The 13,512-nt window shown below is 71.4% G+C and carries 13 protein-coding genes; 9 read left to right on the top strand and 4 right to left on the bottom strand.

Annotated elements, in window-relative coordinates; genetic code table 11:
- Nucleotides 1-24: 24 nt before the first annotated feature.
- Genes murJ through Dac01nite_RS04120 form a run of 3 tightly spaced genes read right to left on the bottom strand, consistent with a single transcriptional unit; the run spans nucleotide 25 to nucleotide 4,242 of the window.
- Nucleotides 25-1,713: a murein biosynthesis integral membrane protein MurJ gene (murJ, locus tag Dac01nite_RS04130; protein WP_203653563.1), complete on the bottom strand. Its 1,689-nt coding sequence runs from the start codon at nucleotides 1,711-1,713 to the stop codon at nucleotides 25-27.
- Nucleotides 1,697-3,760, bottom strand: coding sequence for a DUF6049 family protein (locus Dac01nite_RS04125; RefSeq protein ID WP_203653561.1), 2,064 nt, complete (start codon nucleotides 3,758-3,760; stop codon nucleotides 1,697-1,699). Before Dac01nite_RS04125 ends, murJ begins: the two co-directional genes overlap by 17 nt.
- Complete coding sequence (locus Dac01nite_RS04120) at nucleotides 3,757-4,242, bottom strand: NUDIX hydrolase (RefSeq protein ID WP_239066491.1); 486 nt, start codon at nucleotides 4,240-4,242, stop codon at nucleotides 3,757-3,759. Before Dac01nite_RS04120 ends, Dac01nite_RS04125 begins: the two co-directional genes overlap by 4 nt.
- A 270-nt stretch (nucleotides 4,243-4,512) precedes the next feature.
- On the opposite strand from Dac01nite_RS04120, the gene Dac01nite_RS04115 reads away from it, so the two are divergent.
- The 3 genes from Dac01nite_RS04115 to Dac01nite_RS04105 all read left to right on the top strand — a co-directional run bounded on the left by Dac01nite_RS04115 (nucleotide 4,513) and on the right by Dac01nite_RS04105 (nucleotide 7,631).
- Nucleotides 4,513-5,943 (top strand): CCA tRNA nucleotidyltransferase, encoded by a 1,431-nt coding sequence (locus Dac01nite_RS04115; RefSeq protein ID WP_239066516.1) that lies wholly within the window; start codon nucleotides 4,513-4,515, stop codon nucleotides 5,941-5,943.
- The gene (locus tag Dac01nite_RS04110; RefSeq protein WP_203653555.1) at nucleotides 5,922-6,548 is read left to right on the top strand and encodes a hypothetical protein; all 627 of its coding nucleotides are present in this window, start codon (nucleotides 5,922-5,924) and stop codon (nucleotides 6,546-6,548) included. Before Dac01nite_RS04115 ends, Dac01nite_RS04110 begins: the two co-directional genes overlap by 22 nt.
- Before the next feature lie 174 nt (nucleotides 6,549-6,722).
- Nucleotides 6,723-7,631, top strand: a complete 909-nt coding sequence (locus Dac01nite_RS04105) for an endonuclease domain-containing protein (protein ID WP_203653553.1) — start codon at nucleotides 6,723-6,725, stop codon at nucleotides 7,629-7,631.
- A gap of 47 nt (nucleotides 7,632-7,678) precedes the next feature.
- Here Dac01nite_RS04105 and Dac01nite_RS04100 read toward each other — a convergent pair whose 3' ends face one another.
- On the bottom strand, nucleotides 7,679-8,989 hold the full coding sequence (locus tag Dac01nite_RS04100) for an MFS transporter (RefSeq protein ID WP_203653552.1): 1,311 nt from the start codon (nucleotides 8,987-8,989) through the stop codon (nucleotides 7,679-7,681).
- A 107-nt stretch (nucleotides 8,990-9,096) separates the two neighbouring features.
- Between Dac01nite_RS04100 and Dac01nite_RS04095 the strand changes: the two genes are divergently transcribed.
- From Dac01nite_RS04095 to Dac01nite_RS04070, 6 genes are all read left to right on the top strand, one after another.
- Nucleotides 9,097-9,516 carry a DUF805 domain-containing protein gene (locus Dac01nite_RS04095; RefSeq protein ID WP_203653551.1) on the top strand — a complete coding sequence of 140 codons (420 nt, stop codon included), beginning with the start codon at nucleotides 9,097-9,099 and terminating at the stop codon, nucleotides 9,514-9,516.
- A gap of 1 nt (nucleotide 9,517) precedes the next feature.
- On the top strand, nucleotides 9,518-10,150 hold the full coding sequence (locus Dac01nite_RS04090) for a DUF805 domain-containing protein (RefSeq protein WP_203653549.1): 633 nt from the start codon (nucleotides 9,518-9,520) through the stop codon (nucleotides 10,148-10,150).
- Nucleotides 10,151-10,203: 53 nt separating this feature from the next.
- The gene (locus Dac01nite_RS04085; protein WP_203653548.1) at nucleotides 10,204-10,866 is read left to right on the top strand and encodes a LysE family translocator; all 663 of its coding nucleotides are present in this window, start codon (nucleotides 10,204-10,206) and stop codon (nucleotides 10,864-10,866) included.
- Between the two features lie 67 nt (nucleotides 10,867-10,933).
- Complete coding sequence (locus Dac01nite_RS04080) at nucleotides 10,934-11,620, top strand: SDR family oxidoreductase (protein ID WP_203653546.1); 687 nt, start codon at nucleotides 10,934-10,936, stop codon at nucleotides 11,618-11,620.
- Nucleotides 11,621-11,704: 84 nt separating this feature from the next.
- Complete coding sequence (locus Dac01nite_RS04075; RefSeq protein WP_203653545.1) at nucleotides 11,705-12,277, top strand: RNA polymerase sigma factor; 573 nt, start codon at nucleotides 11,705-11,707, stop codon at nucleotides 12,275-12,277.
- The gene (locus Dac01nite_RS04070) at nucleotides 12,274-13,422 is read left to right on the top strand and encodes a hypothetical protein (RefSeq protein WP_203653544.1); all 1,149 of its coding nucleotides are present in this window, start codon (nucleotides 12,274-12,276) and stop codon (nucleotides 13,420-13,422) included. The genes Dac01nite_RS04075 and Dac01nite_RS04070 overlap by 4 nt, the downstream gene beginning before the upstream one ends.
- Nucleotides 13,423-13,512: the final 90 nt, after the last annotated feature.

Below are 13,512 nucleotides of genomic sequence, written 5' to 3'. Positions count from 1 at the left end.
CCGGAGTCTCATCCTAATCGGGTCTCAGCGGCGCCCGAGGCGCCGCAGCAGCGGCGCCGCCGCATCGCGTGCCTCGCGCACGCGCAGGGCCCACAGGCCCGCGGCGTAGACAGCGATCATGGCCGTGCCGACGCCCATCACGATGAGCAGGGACACGCCGGCGCCTGGCACGCCCGTGAGCTCGCTGGCGGGCGGTGCGAGCTGCAGCAGCAGCCAGCCGATGCCGCCGGCGGCGCCCGCGGCCAGCAGCGCCTTGCCGTGGGTGACGAGCACCCGCCGGCCGTCCAGTCCGTCGAGTCGCCGGCGCAGCCCACCGGCTCGCAGGATCACACCCACCCAGTTGGACGCGGCGAGCCCCAGGCCCACGCCCACCGTCCACCAGCGGGGCTCCGTCAGGGCCATCACGCCGTAGGCGACGCCCACCCAGGCGATGGCCATCGGGATGTGCATGTAGAAGATGGAGCGGGCGTCCTCGAGCACGAAGTACATGCGCTTGAACAGCACCGTGGCGCCCAGGGGCACCAGGCCCAGCAGCATCGCGATGAGCACCTCGGTGATGGACGCCGCCTCCGCGGGCTTGGTCGTCGGGTAGACCACCCGGACCACATAGGGCGCCATGACGATCATCGCGACGGTGGCGAACACCGTGAAGACCCCCACGGATCTCAGTCCGCGGGACAGGTCGGCGCGCAGGCTGGCGACATCGTCGCTCGCGGCATGGCGTGCCATCGCGGTGTACATCGCGGTGGCGATCGACACCGTCACCAGCGAGTGCGGCACCAGATAGAGCGACAAGGCGTAGAAGTACGCGGCGTTTCCCGCGATGTCCAGCTCCGAGCCGTCAGGATTGGCGGCTGCCGCGACCTGCGTGGTGAGCAGCACAGCGACCTGCTCGACGAGCACCGCGGCGAGCGCCCAGCCGGCGATGCGCCCGATGGTGGTGAGCTCGCCCTTGGGGCCGCGCCACCGCCAATGCCAGCGGTAGCCGCCCCTGACCATCGGGATGATCAGGATCAGGGCCTGCGACGCCACGCCCAGGGTCGCGACGCCGCCCACGAGCGCGATCGCTCCGGCGGTCCAGTCCTCCGGATCTACGGGTGACGCGGCGTCGAAGGGCCCGAACAGCACGAGGTAGGCGCCGAGTCCCGCGATCGCGACCACGTTGTTGAGCACGGGCGCCCACATGAACCACCCGAACTGCTCGCGCGCGTTGAGCACCTCACCCACCAGGGTGTAGAGCCCGTAGAAGAACAGCTGCGGGATGCACCAGAACGCGAACGCCGTCGCCAAGGCGATCATCTCCGGCGGCCAGTCGCGGGTGTAGAGCACCACCCACAGCTGGGCGGACAGCGTCAGCACGATGGTCGCGCCCAACGTGAGCACGCCGCCCACGGTGAGGATCCTGTCGACCGTGCGCTCTCCGCCCTTGCGCTGGAACGCCTTGACGATCTGGGGCACCAGGGCCGCATTGAGCACGCCGGCGGCGAGGATCGCGAACATCGCGTTGGGCAGCTTGTTGGCGATGTCGTAGGCGTTCGCCGCCGGAGCGTTGGCGCCGATCGCGGCGATGAGCATCGCGTTGCGCACCAGGCCCAGGATGCGCGAGGTTCCTGTGCCGGCCGCCATGATCGCGGTCGAGCTGCGCAACGACCGGCGCCGCCTCCCCGTCACGGTGAGCTCGGGATCAGGCTTGGGCTCAGCGGCGTCCGTCATGGTCTCCGCCTTCGGAGTCGGTCGCGGCGTAGGACTCGTGCTCGGCCTCTGTCTCCGGCTCGGGCGGTGCGGTCGCCGGCGCGGCGCCTGGGCTGGTGCGAGTGTCCTTGCGCCCGCGTCGAATGGTGCGCACGATGCCCGCGACCATGAGCATCACCAGCAGCACGGAGAAGATCGCGGTCGCCGCGGTCCCCCAGTCCGCCCGCACGCGCACGGAGAACTGCTGCACATCGCTGACGGCCACGCCGGTGGTGCTCCTCAGCACCGCACGGAGCTCGACGTTCGACGATGACACGGCCTCGACGGTCACGGGGGCCACGACCTCCCGCCCCGCCGGCACCGTCACCACGGGCCGGTTCTCCACCTGGAGCGTGGGAGACAGGCTCGTGAGCTCGACGGTGACCGTGACGGGACGATCCAGGTCGTTGACCACCGTGATGGGGATGTCGCCCGCGTCCGCGAGCAGGTTCAGGTCCGAGCTCTCGGCGATCCGGACGCCGGTCAGGGTGGCGTCAGCCATCTCCAGTCCCGCCACCACGGCCGCGTCCCTGGCCGCGGGGTCGCCGCGCAGCGCGGTGGGGATCGCCTGCGCCACCGGCGCTCCCCATTCCCGGAAGGCCTGCGCGGGACTCGCGGCCGTGGTCGACAGGGTCCACAGCTCCGCGAGACGCCGCTCGAGGGATTCGATCTCCGCGAGCGGGAGGTCATTGTCCGTGTCGAGGGTGGCCTCCAAGGCGACCGCGGTGGCGGCGTCGCCCAGCAGCTCCTCCACGGACCGCACCTGCACCCAGGGCGCCTCGACGAGGGCCTCGAGAGCCTCCGATGTCTGCGTCCCGCCCAGCTGCCACGAGCGCCCCGGCGCGACCAGGACGGGAGCGCCACCGCCCGCATCGGCCGTCAGCGCCGACTGTGCGACGAGCACCGTGCGGGCGGCGTCCGAGCCGGGACGGTACTCGGCCAGCGTGGTGCTCAGCCGTTCGTCCGCCACCAGCAGTGGGCCGCCACCGTCCGCGACGGCCAGCGCACCCGCGCCGGCCGCGGCATCGGAGTGGCCAGGGGAGCCTGGGTGGGCGAGGGTCGCGGCGGCGCCGTTGGCGTCGGCCCAGGCCGCGGTCGAGGCGTCGACCGCGGCGGGCTGCGCGAGCCACGGCGCCGTGCCGAAGGCTCCGAGCGTGGTGCCGGCGGGAGTGTCGAGCGCCAGCGCGATCAGGTTCTCGTCCTGCGCGTGCGCGAGCGATGTCAGGTCGGGATCACCCGAGGGCAGCCGGAACACCTCACGGCCCAGCAGCTCCTGGTCGAACACCTGGGCAGTGGTGAGCTCGGTGGGGTCCAGTGCGACCGCGACGCCGGGCACGGCCGATGCGCGCAGCACCGCGTCGACGCGGGTGGGCTGGCCCTGCGCGGTCGCGAGCACGGTCAGCGGGAGCTCCGGAACCGGGGCGCCGGCCCACGTGATGGGCATCGCGTCCACCAGGTAGGCGTCTGCGCCCACCTCGACCTCGAGCACCACGCCGTACACGCCCCACTCGCCGTCCGGCAGGCCCAGGCTCGCCGCTGACGAGGACACCATCAGCGACACGCGCGATCCGGGATCGATGGTCAGTCCCGCGGGCTCGGGCTCCGGCGGCCCTGTCCCGTCTGGCGCCCCGTCCTCGGGCGCGGCTGGGTCCGCGTCGTCGTCGCCGGCGTCGGGCTCGGGCGGCGCTGGCGGCTCAGGCTCCTGCGTCACGCGGTCCAGCGGCGCGCTGCGCGGGTCCTCCAGGAACGCGTCCAGGGACTCGAACGACTCGAGCGGCTGCTGGGTGACGTGCATCGAGACCACGACCTGGTCCACCGGCAGCGCTCCAGGGTTGTGCACGGACACGGAGGCGCCCACAGCACCGCCGGGCTCGACCACCGCGGACCCGAAGGACGAGACGGTCGCCGTGACCGGAGCCTCGGTCTCGGTGGCCAGCGGCGTTCGCGCCGGTGCCGCGGCCGCCGCCATCGCCGGTGCGAGCAGCGCCACCGCCATGGCCGCTGCTGCGGCCGCGATCGAGCGCTTCACGGCGCGATCGCGAGCAGGTCGGCGGCCACCTGCGCCATCTTGCGCTCGTTCGGGAAGGCGAGCCTGCCGCCGAGGTCGCTCACGCGGATCCACTCCGCGACCTCCGCCTCGTGATCGGGATCGTTCTCGGTGGTGATGATGCCCCCCTTGGCCTCCATCAGGAAATGGTGAACCACCTTGTGCACGCGTCGATCGTCGCCGGTGAACCAGTAGTCGATCACCCCGATGGGGCGAATGATGTCCGCATCGATGCCCGTCTCCTCCGCGACCTCGCGGATCGCCGCCTGCTCGGGCGTCTCGTCGCCTTCGATGTGCCCTTTGGGCAGGCACCACTCGAGCCGCCCTGCACGGTTGCGGCGGCCGATGCACGCGGCGTAGGCGACACCGTCCTCGACCCGGACGGCGATGCCGCCCGCGGACGTCTCGTTGGAGACGGGGAGCTGTGCGGAGCGCCGCGCAGCCGAGTCTCGCCGCTGTCGCATCACGTGACCCGCGGGTGGCCGCGGGGTCGCGTGGGGACGCGGATCGGACGGACGAGACATGCGCTCACTCTAACGAGCCGGGGCCGGGAGCCGAGTCGCCCCGCCCGGCACCTGGCGTGTCCGAATTGCCCTCCCTCCCCGACGTAGGCAACTCATGTCCACGTTCCTGCGCGCATCGTCCCTCGAGAGGCAACTGATGGTCACGCGTGCTCCTCCCGCCGCCCATCTGAGATGCTGGTGGGCGTGACCCAGACCCCCGCCCTGCCGTCGATGGACGTGCTGCGCCAGCGCGCCGAGCACCTCTGGGATGCCCTCCCGGCCGAGGTCCTCGACCTCGCCGCCCTGTTCGACGGCGCGGGTCACGAGTTCGCGCTCGTCGGCGGCCCCGTGCGCGACGCGTTCCTGGGGCGCTCGAGCTCGGACCTCGACTTCGCGACGTCCGCGCGGCCCAATGACACCGAGGCGCTGCTGCGTCAGTGGACCCGCTCCACCTGGGACATGGGTCGCGAGTTCGGGACCATCGGCGGGCGCCGCGGGGACCTCGTCGTGGAGATCACCACCTTTCGCGCGGACGAGTACGACGGCGTGACGCGCAAGCCCGTGGTCGCGTTCGGAGACTCGCTCGACGGCGATCTCGCGAGGCGGGACTTCACCGTCAACGCGATGGCCGTCCGGCTGCCGTCCAAGGAGTTCGTGGACCTTCACGGCGGGCTCGAGGACCTGGGTGGCGGACTGCTGCGCACGCCGGTCGAGGCCGAGGTGTCCTTTGGCGACGATCCGCTGCGGATGATGCGCGCGGCGCGCTTCGCGTCGCAGCTGGGCTTCGAGATCGAGCCGGTGACCTTCGCCGCCATGTCGCGACTGGCCGAGCGCATCTCGATGGTCAGCGCCGAGCGCGTGCGAGACGAGCTCACGAAGCTCCTGCTGGGGTCGCACGTCAGGGCCGGGCTGGCGGGGCTCGTGGACTCCGGCGTCGCGGAGCATGTGTTGCCCGAGCTGCCCGCGCTGAAGCTCGAAGTGGACGAGCACCACCATCACAAGGATGTGTACGAGCACACGCTCACCGTGGTGGAGCAGGCGATCGACCTGGAGACAGGTCCCGACGGGGCCGTTCCCGCCCCCGATCTCATCCTGCGCCTGGCGGCGCTGCTGCACGACATCGGCAAGCCCCCCACCAAGCGCCACGAGCCCGGCGGGGGCGTCTCGTTCCACCACCACGAGGTGGTGGGCGCCAAGATGACGCGGCGGCGCATGAAGGAGCTGCGCTTCGACAAGGACACCATCAAGGCCGTCTCCCACCTCGTCGAGCTGCACCTGCGCTTCCACGGCTACGTCGACGCGCGCTGGTCCGACTCCGCGGTGCGCCGGTACGTGACCGACGCCGGCGACCAGCTCGAACGGCTTCACCGCCTCACGCGCGCGGACGTCACCACGCGCAACCGGCGCCGGGCCGAGCGACTGTCCTTCGCCTACGACGACCTCGAGCAGCGCATCGCGGACCTGCGGGAGCAGGAGGAGATCGACTCCATCCGCCCGGACCTCGACGGCAACCAGATCATGGAAATCCTCGGGATCGGGCCCGGCCGGGAGGTGGGCATGGCATATCGGCACATGCTGGAGGTCAGGATGGAGCACGGCCCGCTGCCGCTCGAGCGCGCGCGCGAGGAGCTCCTCGCCTGGTGGAAGGGGCAGGGCTCATGACGCCGGGCGTGCTGGTGTTCTTCGCGGTGCCTGCGCTGGGCGCCGCGGTGGCGCTGGTCTACGGGATCGTCTGGCTCTCGTCGAGGGCGACGCGGGCGTCGTTGGCTGCTCGCTACCCGTTGCCCCTGCTCACCTGGATCATCGCGTTGCCCATGACGCTCTACGCCGGCGCCGCTGTGCTGATGGGAGTCGCCTTCCAGCCCACGTTCGACTCGGGCGCGTCATCCGGTAGCGCGCTGCGGAGCCTTGAGCAGCTGGTGCTGCCGGTGCTGGGCCTCGCGACCGTGGTGCTCGGCGTCCTCGTCATCGTGATGGGCCATCTGCGCTCGCGGCGGGGGCCCTGGCCGCGCTTCGCGATGCTGTCCGTCGCCGCCGTGCCCATCGCGGGCGTGCTGTACGGCACGGCGGCCTTCATCATGGTGGGAGACGCCGTCAGTGGGTTCGTCGGCATGGTCCTCGCCGTGGGCTCGATCGCGAACGCCCTGCTCGCGCGCCCCACTCAGGAAGCCCGCCAGGCGCGCCGGGACGCTCGCCGCACGGCCGCATCGGCCGCCGTCACCACCGAGCTGCCGTCGCCACCGCCGCCGTCGACCCCACCCCTCTGAACTAGGCAACTCACGCTCACGATCTGCTCCTGCCACGGCTGACGAGGCACCTCATGGTCACTCCGTCGCAGGCCCTGGTCGGCACTCTCCACAGCCGCGTCGGAGGACGCTGCTCTGCACGGGCACGTGGGCTATCGCTCGCGAGGACGCGCTCGGCCGCGGTACACCGCACCCATGTCGCTTGCAGATCTGGTCTCCTTCCTGGAGTCGACGCCCGCGAGCTTCTCTCTCGCGGAGCTCATGCGGGGCGCGAGTCGAGGTGGGGTCCGGGCCGCGATCACCCGCGGTGAGATCACTCGCGTGCTTCCGGACCGCTACGCGGCATCGCTGCACGCGGAGTCTTGGGCCGTTCGTTCGCATGCCGCCGCGATGTGGGGACCGGATGGCTGCGCTCTCACGGGCGCCGGAGCGCTCTTCGACGCCGGTCTCCTACCGTTGCCGCCCGCCGTCGTGGACCTTCGGGTTCCACGCTGGCGGCACCGACCGTCGGCCCCGTGGCTGCGCATCACCAGCACCACCTACGTGCCACCGGTGGTGCTCACGCGGCCCGACGGTGCGACGCTCGTCGATAGCGCTCTCGCGCTTGTCCACGCCTACGGCCGAGCGCCTGAGCGCGAGCGCGCGGAGCTGGTGTACCGCCTCACGCGTTCGAACCTCGTCGATCCAGAAGCGGTGCGCCTGCATCTGGACTCCTTGCCTCGCGCACGCGGCCGCGCGTCCTTGTTGCGCCGGTGCGCGTTGGCTCAGGACGGCGTGGAGAGCTACCTCGAGGAGCGCGGCGCGGAGGAGATCCTCGTGGGCCGGGGCTTCGAGTCCATCGTCCGGCAGCATCGGCTACGGGTCCGCGGCGAGCTGTTCCGGTTGGACGCGTATGACGCGCAGACAAGGACGGCGGTCGAGTTCGACGGCTCCGAGTTTCACGCGGAGCCGGCGCAGCGCGTGCGGGACATCCGTCGGGACGCGACGCTCGCGACCATCGGGATCCTTACCTTGCGGTTCGGGTACGGAGACGTGGAGCAACGCCCCGACTGGTGTCGAGACATGGTCCGCGACACGCTGGAGGCGCGTCGTCTGAGTACGTGATGTGCCTCGCCAACGACCCATGCGCGCGAGACGTGTACATGAGTTGCCTACTTCAGGGAGCGGGGGACCGGCGCCGGCGCCGGCTCGCGGGGAGCACGCGCGAACACCGCAGCCGACCCGACGTAGAGCAGCACCAGCGCCGCCATGAACGGCTGCGAGTACCCGTTGTCCGGCAGCACCAGCCCGCCGATCACCGCGGACAGGATGAACGCCACGTTGTAGGCCATGTCGTAGAGCGTGAACGCGCGCCCCCGCACGCGGTCCTCCGTGTCGCGCTGGACGATGGTGTCCACCGCGATCTTGGCGCCCTGCACCGCGAAGCTCACCACCACCGCGGCGGCGAACAGCGCCCACGGCGCGGAGGAGATCGCGAGCATGGTCTGGCCCGCGGCCCCGATCAGGAGGCACAGCACGATCCACGCATGTCGCGAGAAGCGCTCCTTGAACACCGGTGTCAGCACAGCGGCAAGGCCGAAGCCCACCGCGGCGAAGCCCACCACGATCGTGAAGCGACCGAGTGCCTCCTCCGGCTTGTCCGGGTCGCCCAGCACGTGCCGCGAGATCAGGATCGACGCGACGAACATGATCCCGTAGAGCAACCGCTGCGCCGCCATCACGAGCAGCGCCTGAAGCGGTGTGACCCTGGCGTGCAGATAGCGCACGGCCTCGGCGAGCTCCCCGCCCAGCTCGCGCACCTGAGCGACGAAGCGGAGCCGTTCCAGGGGGTCCTCCGGTCCCAGCTCGCGCCGCCCGATGAGCACGGTGGTCCAGGAAGACAGCGCGAACGTGGCGCCCGAGCAGGCCAGCGCCGCGAAGGCCAGCCCCGCGTCGCTCGCATCCGGAGCGAGGAACGTCGCGATGCCTCCCACCGCTCCTCCGATGGCCGCCGCGACCGTGCCGAGGGTGGGAAGGATCGCGTTGGCCGTGAGCAGGTCCTGGGGCTCGACCACGCGGGGGATGCCCGCGGTCATGGCGGCGAGCAGGAAGCGGTTGACGGACAGCGTCAGCAGTGCGAGCACGTACAGCGACCATTCGGGCCCGTCGATGGCGAGCATCCCGCAGATCGCAGCGACCAGCCCCACCCGCACCAGGTTCCCCATGAGCAGGATGCGTTGGCGCTGCCACCGGTCGATGAGCGGCCCCACGAACGGCCCCACGATGGTGAACGGCGCGAGCAGCACGGCGAAGCCAGCCGCGATGGCCTGCGGCGTGGTCGCGGTGGTGGGGTCGAAGAAGAAGGCCGCCGCGATGCCCACCTGGAACATCCCGTCGCCGCCCTGGGACAGCAGTCGCACGTACGCGAGGCGGCGGAACCCTCGCGCGCGCCACAGCCGGGACAGATCGCGCGCGAAGGACATGGCGACAGCCTAGGGCGCAGGCACGACGGGCGGGAGGGCGGCCGATGCGCGGGTGGCGGGGTGGGATCCGGCGCCCGCCGCTACAGTGTCCGGCAGGAGGTAGGGACATGACTGTCGGGTGGTTCTTCAAGGCTCTGACGCAGTATGCGGACTTCCATCAGCGGGCCAGGCGCCGCGAGTTCTGGTGGTTCGTGGCCACGGCGTACGCAGTGCAGGTGATCCTCGTGGGATTTACGCTGGTGACGCTGAACAACGCGTGGGATGGCTCGACGCTGGATGCGGACGAGGCGGGCATCTCCACATGGATCATGGGCATCGGCACCATGGCTGTGTCGCTGCTCCTCGTGGTCCCGTACTGGGCGGTCACGGTGCGTCGCCTGCACGACACCGACCACTCCGGCTGGTGGGCGCTGTTCCTGCTGTTCTTCCCGCTGCTGATCTGGATCTTCGCGTGCTTTGACGGCACGCCTGCGCCCAATCGGTACGGGCCGGATCCCAAGGAGCTCGAGCGGCCGGGGGTGGCCTGAGATGGGCTTCACGGACGCGGTGCGCCACAGCTTTCGCAACTTCGCGACCTTCGAGGGCCGCGCTCGTCGCAGCGAGTTCTGGTTCTTCTACCTCTTCCTCAGTCTCGCGGGACTCGCGGGTGGCGCCATCGTCCTCGTGGTCGCCCTGCTGACCATCGGGCTGTCGAGCGCCGGCGACGGCGAGCCCTCGGGCGTGGCGATCGCGATCTACCTCGTGGTGATCGCGCTGTGGTTCCTCGGGATGCTCGTGCTGTACCTCCCGTTCCTCGCGGTGTGGGCGCGGCGTCTGCACGACATGGGCCAGACGGGTCACTGGCTGTGGCTCAACCTGGTGAGCCTGGGGATCGTGCCGGGCATCATGGCGTTCATGGACTCCGAGCCCGGCCCGAACCGGTGGGGCCCTGACCCCAAGGCCGCCGAGCGTCCCGCGGTCCCCTACGGCTACGCGCAGGCCGGCTATGGAGCGCCGGCGGGCTACGCCGGTGCGCAGCCTGGCCAGATCCCTCCGGGCTCAGCGCCCGCGCCGCACCAGCCCGGGCAGGTGACCCCTCCGCCTCCGCCCCCGCCGACGGGCGACAACCCGTGGGCCCAGCCGAGCCCTGAGCCCCCCGCGCAGCCGGACGAGCAGCGGTAGCGCGGCGCGCATCGGCTGGCCGCAGGCGCCGCCGTGGGGTCTAGCCTGAGCGCATGATCTCCTGGGACACCCTGGCCGCGTTCGTCGCGCTGTCCTTCGTGATCATCGTGATCCCCGGCCCCAGCGTGCTGTTCATCGTGGGGCGGGCGCTGCAGCATGGACGCCGCGAGGCCCTGCTGTCCGTGGTCGGCAACGCCGGTGGCGAGGTGGTGCACGCGGTGCTGGTCGCGGTCGGCATCGGCGCGCTCATCGCCGCCTCCGCCACGGCGTTCACCGTGCTGAAGATCGCGGGCGGCGCGTATCTCGTCTACCTGGGCATCCAGGCGGTCCGGCACCGCCGCGACGGGCTGGCCATGCCGACGGCCGATGCGCAGGCGGCCGACGTCCTCACCTCGCCTCCCCTGACGTCCCGGCGGGTGCTCGCCGAGTCCTTCACGGTAGGCGTGACGAACCCCAAGACGCTGGTGTTCGTCGCCGCGGTGCTGCCGCAGTTCGTGGACCCGTCGCGCGGCCCGGCGTGGGCGCAGATCCTGCTGCTGGGTCTCGTGTTCGCGGTGGTGGCGGTGATCTCGGACGGCGCCTACGCGCTGCTGGCATCGGGGGCGCGCAGCTGGTTCGCGTCCTCGCCCACGCGTGTGGCTCGGATGCGTGCGACCGGCGGCGCGATGATGGCCGCGCTGGGGGTGGCGCTGATGCTGTCGCGCCGGGCGGCGTGAGGCATTCCCTCTTCACCTGAGCGCGAACGAGCGTGCATCGCGGGCGTGCGACAGGCATGGTGGAGACATGACTACCGACACCCAGACCAAGGACAGCAAGCGCATCGCGATCGTGGGAGGGCACGGGAAGGTGGCGCTCCAGCTCATCCCCATCCTCACGGGTCGCGGCCACACCGTGGTCCCGCTCGCCCGGAAGCAGGATCAGCTGATCGAGCTCGCCGCGCTGGGCACGGAGCCGCGTGGTCTCGACATCGAGGCGGCGAGCGAGTCCGACTTCGCCGCGGTGTTCGAGGGCTGCGACGCGGTGGTGTTCGCCGCGGGTGGAGGCCCGGACGGCAACATCGAGCGCAAGCGCACGGTGGACCTGGAGGGCGCGACCAAGTCCATCGCGGGTGCCAAGAAGGCTGGGATCTCCCGGCTGGTGCAGGTGTCCGCCATCGGCGTGGACAGCGAGCTGCCCGATGACGTCGAGCCCGTGTGGAAGGCGTATGTCGAGGCCAAGCGCGATGCCGATGCGGCGCTGCGAGAGTCGGGCCTGGACTGGACCATCATTCGGCCGGGTGGGCTGACCGACGAGCCCGCGAGCGGGCGGGTGTCCCTGGCTCCGGAGGTCGAGCGCGGCCAGATCTCGCGCGCGGACGTCGCTCACGTGCTGGCGGACTGCCTGGACCGCCCGGACACTGCGGGTGCGCAGTGGGAGGTCGTCGGTGGTGAGACGCCCATCCCGATGGCGCTGGAGGGCGCCTCGCGCTGAGTTCGCTGTGACCTGAAGCGCCGCGCGGCGAGATTCTCGCGCCACCACCCCAACCGATCGGGCCTGTGCGAGGGTTCTACGAGTATGGAAGGCACCACCGGTCGATCCCCTGCGTGGGAGCAGGTCGCCTCGACCCTCGCGAGCGAGCGCTACCCCGCGCTCTTTGCCCGAGCGCGCATGCTGACGCACTCGGATGCGGATGCGGAGGACGTGGTTCAGGACGCGCTCGTGAAGACGTTCTCCCGCCGGCGCCACTTCGAGTCGATGGCCGCGGCCGAGGCGTACGTGCGTCGCGCGATCACGACGGTGTTCTTGGACCGGGCGTCGCGGACCACCCGCGATCGGGTGAAGTGGCGGCGGGAGTCGGCGCTGCGGTCGCCGTCCACCGGCGATCCCGCCGAGGGCGTGGGATCGCAGCTGGACGTCGAGGCCGCGCTGCTGTCGCTGAGTCCCCGGGTGCGGGCCTGCGTGGTGCTGCGCTATGTCGAGGACCTCTCGACGGACGAGACCGCGCACCAGCTCGGCCTCTCCGCGGGTGCGGTGAAACGGTACCTGTCCGACGGGCGCGCACAGCTGCGCGCACTCTTGGGCGACGATGCGCTGGGTGAGGCCGATGACAGCGTCCCGGTCATCTCGAACGAAGGGGGCCGGTCATGAGCCTCGAGCGAAACCTGGTCGCCGCGCGAGAGGCGCGGCTGAGGGACGGCGCGCACGGCCGTGCGCTCGACCCAGAGGTGCTTGACTCCGTGGTGATGCGTGCTCGGCGTGCGCGGCGTGGCCGGGCTGCGGGCCTGTCGGCAGCCGCAGCGGTCGCCCTGGTCCTGGTGGGGGCGGCCGCGTGGGCGGCGCCGGCGTGGCTGGTCGATCCGGACCCGGCGATGCCGATCACGACGCCCTCGGTCGACGAGTCCTCGTCACCGTCGCCGAGCCCGTCGCCGAGCCCCGACGTGACGCCGACCTCGAGCCCGTCGCCGACCGCGATGAGCCCCGCGGAGATCGCCCAGGAGAACGCGCGGATCCTCGAGGCCATGGAACTGTCCGATCTCGTCATCACCACTCCGGAGAACCTCGACTGGGAGGGGTGGTTCCGCACCACGCTCGACATGGACACGTTCGACTCCGCGCGGGAGGGGACGCCGCCGCCCTTCACTCCCGACGGCGAGTACCCGGGTGCGGTCACCACCACCATGCCGGAGGGCCTCCTCATCTCCGAGTACAGCGACCTCGCCCCGCCGTGGTTCGACTCCGTGCGGCCCTTCACGCTGGATCCCGAGGCTCCGGTCAGTGCCGGAACCGCAGGGGTCCAGGCGGACTACACGGCCATCACGGATGCGCCCGTCACCTATCAGGTGGACGGTCTGACCGCGGGCGCGTGGGTGATGGCGGCGGTCGAGACGGACGAGCTCTCGCAGCAGCCGCGCTGGGCGGTGTGCCGCTATCACGTGGCGGTGCAGGACTCCACACCCACCGTGACGGGCGTCTACTGCGATGCCGCGGACAGCGGCCGCGTGGCAGACACGTTCGAGATCCTGGGCTTCGCATGGGGCGTCGAGGGCTCGTCGCTCGTCGAGATGATCGGCCCCCTGAACACGGACAACGTCGCCACGCGCGTGTTCGACGCCGTCGAGGGCGAAGGAGTCCTCGCGTACGCCATCGCGCCGGAGGCGTACCGCCCGGACCCCGAGGTCGCCTCGTGGTCGCTGGCGGACGAGGGCTACCGCTCCCCCTCCGAGGCGGAGATCCGCGAAGCAGACGGATGCGAACGCAACGATGCGGGGCTGTGGGTGTGCCCGGACATCTAGGCGCGGGCTCGAAGGCCGATGCGCCGCTGCCCGGACAGCGCGAAGGCCGGGTCACCGTGTGGTGACCCGGCCCTCGTCGCTCAGCTGAGC

Source organism: Demequina activiva (genome assembly GCF_016862815.1).
GTDB classification, from domain to species: domain Bacteria; phylum Actinomycetota; class Actinomycetes; order Actinomycetales; family Demequinaceae; genus Demequina; species Demequina activiva.
Note: the sequence above shows the minus strand (reverse complement) of the source record. Positions and strands in the feature narration are given on the sequence as shown.

Coding starts and splice junctions, on each gene's coding strand:
- Dac01nite_RS04095 (WP_203653551.1), top strand. CDS start 9,097: ATGACTGTCGGGTGGTTCTTCAAGGCTCTGACGCAGTATGCGGACTTC.
- Dac01nite_RS04085 (WP_203653548.1), top strand. CDS start 10,204: ATGATCTCCTGGGACACCCTGGCCGCGTTCGTCGCGCTGTCCTTCGTG.
- Dac01nite_RS04070 (WP_203653544.1), top strand. CDS start 12,274: ATGAGCCTCGAGCGAAACCTGGTCGCCGCGCGAGAGGCGCGGCTGAGG.
- Dac01nite_RS04120 (WP_239066491.1), bottom strand. CDS start 4,242: ATGCGACAGCGGCGAGACTCGGCTGCGCGGCGCTCCGCACAGCTCCCC.
- murJ (WP_203653563.1), bottom strand. CDS start 1,713: ATGACGGACGCCGCTGAGCCCAAGCCTGATCCCGAGCTCACCGTGACG.
- Dac01nite_RS04090 (WP_203653549.1), top strand. CDS start 9,518: ATGGGCTTCACGGACGCGGTGCGCCACAGCTTTCGCAACTTCGCGACC.
- Dac01nite_RS04080 (WP_203653546.1), top strand. CDS start 10,934: ATGACTACCGACACCCAGACCAAGGACAGCAAGCGCATCGCGATCGTG.
- Dac01nite_RS04105 (WP_203653553.1), top strand. CDS start 6,723: ATGTCGCTTGCAGATCTGGTCTCCTTCCTGGAGTCGACGCCCGCGAGC.
- Dac01nite_RS04100 (WP_203653552.1), bottom strand. CDS start 8,989: ATGTCCTTCGCGCGCGATCTGTCCCGGCTGTGGCGCGCGCGAGGGTTC.
- Dac01nite_RS04115 (WP_239066516.1), top strand. CDS start 4,513: ATGGACGTGCTGCGCCAGCGCGCCGAGCACCTCTGGGATGCCCTCCCG.
- Dac01nite_RS04075 (WP_203653545.1), top strand. CDS start 11,705: ATGGAAGGCACCACCGGTCGATCCCCTGCGTGGGAGCAGGTCGCCTCG.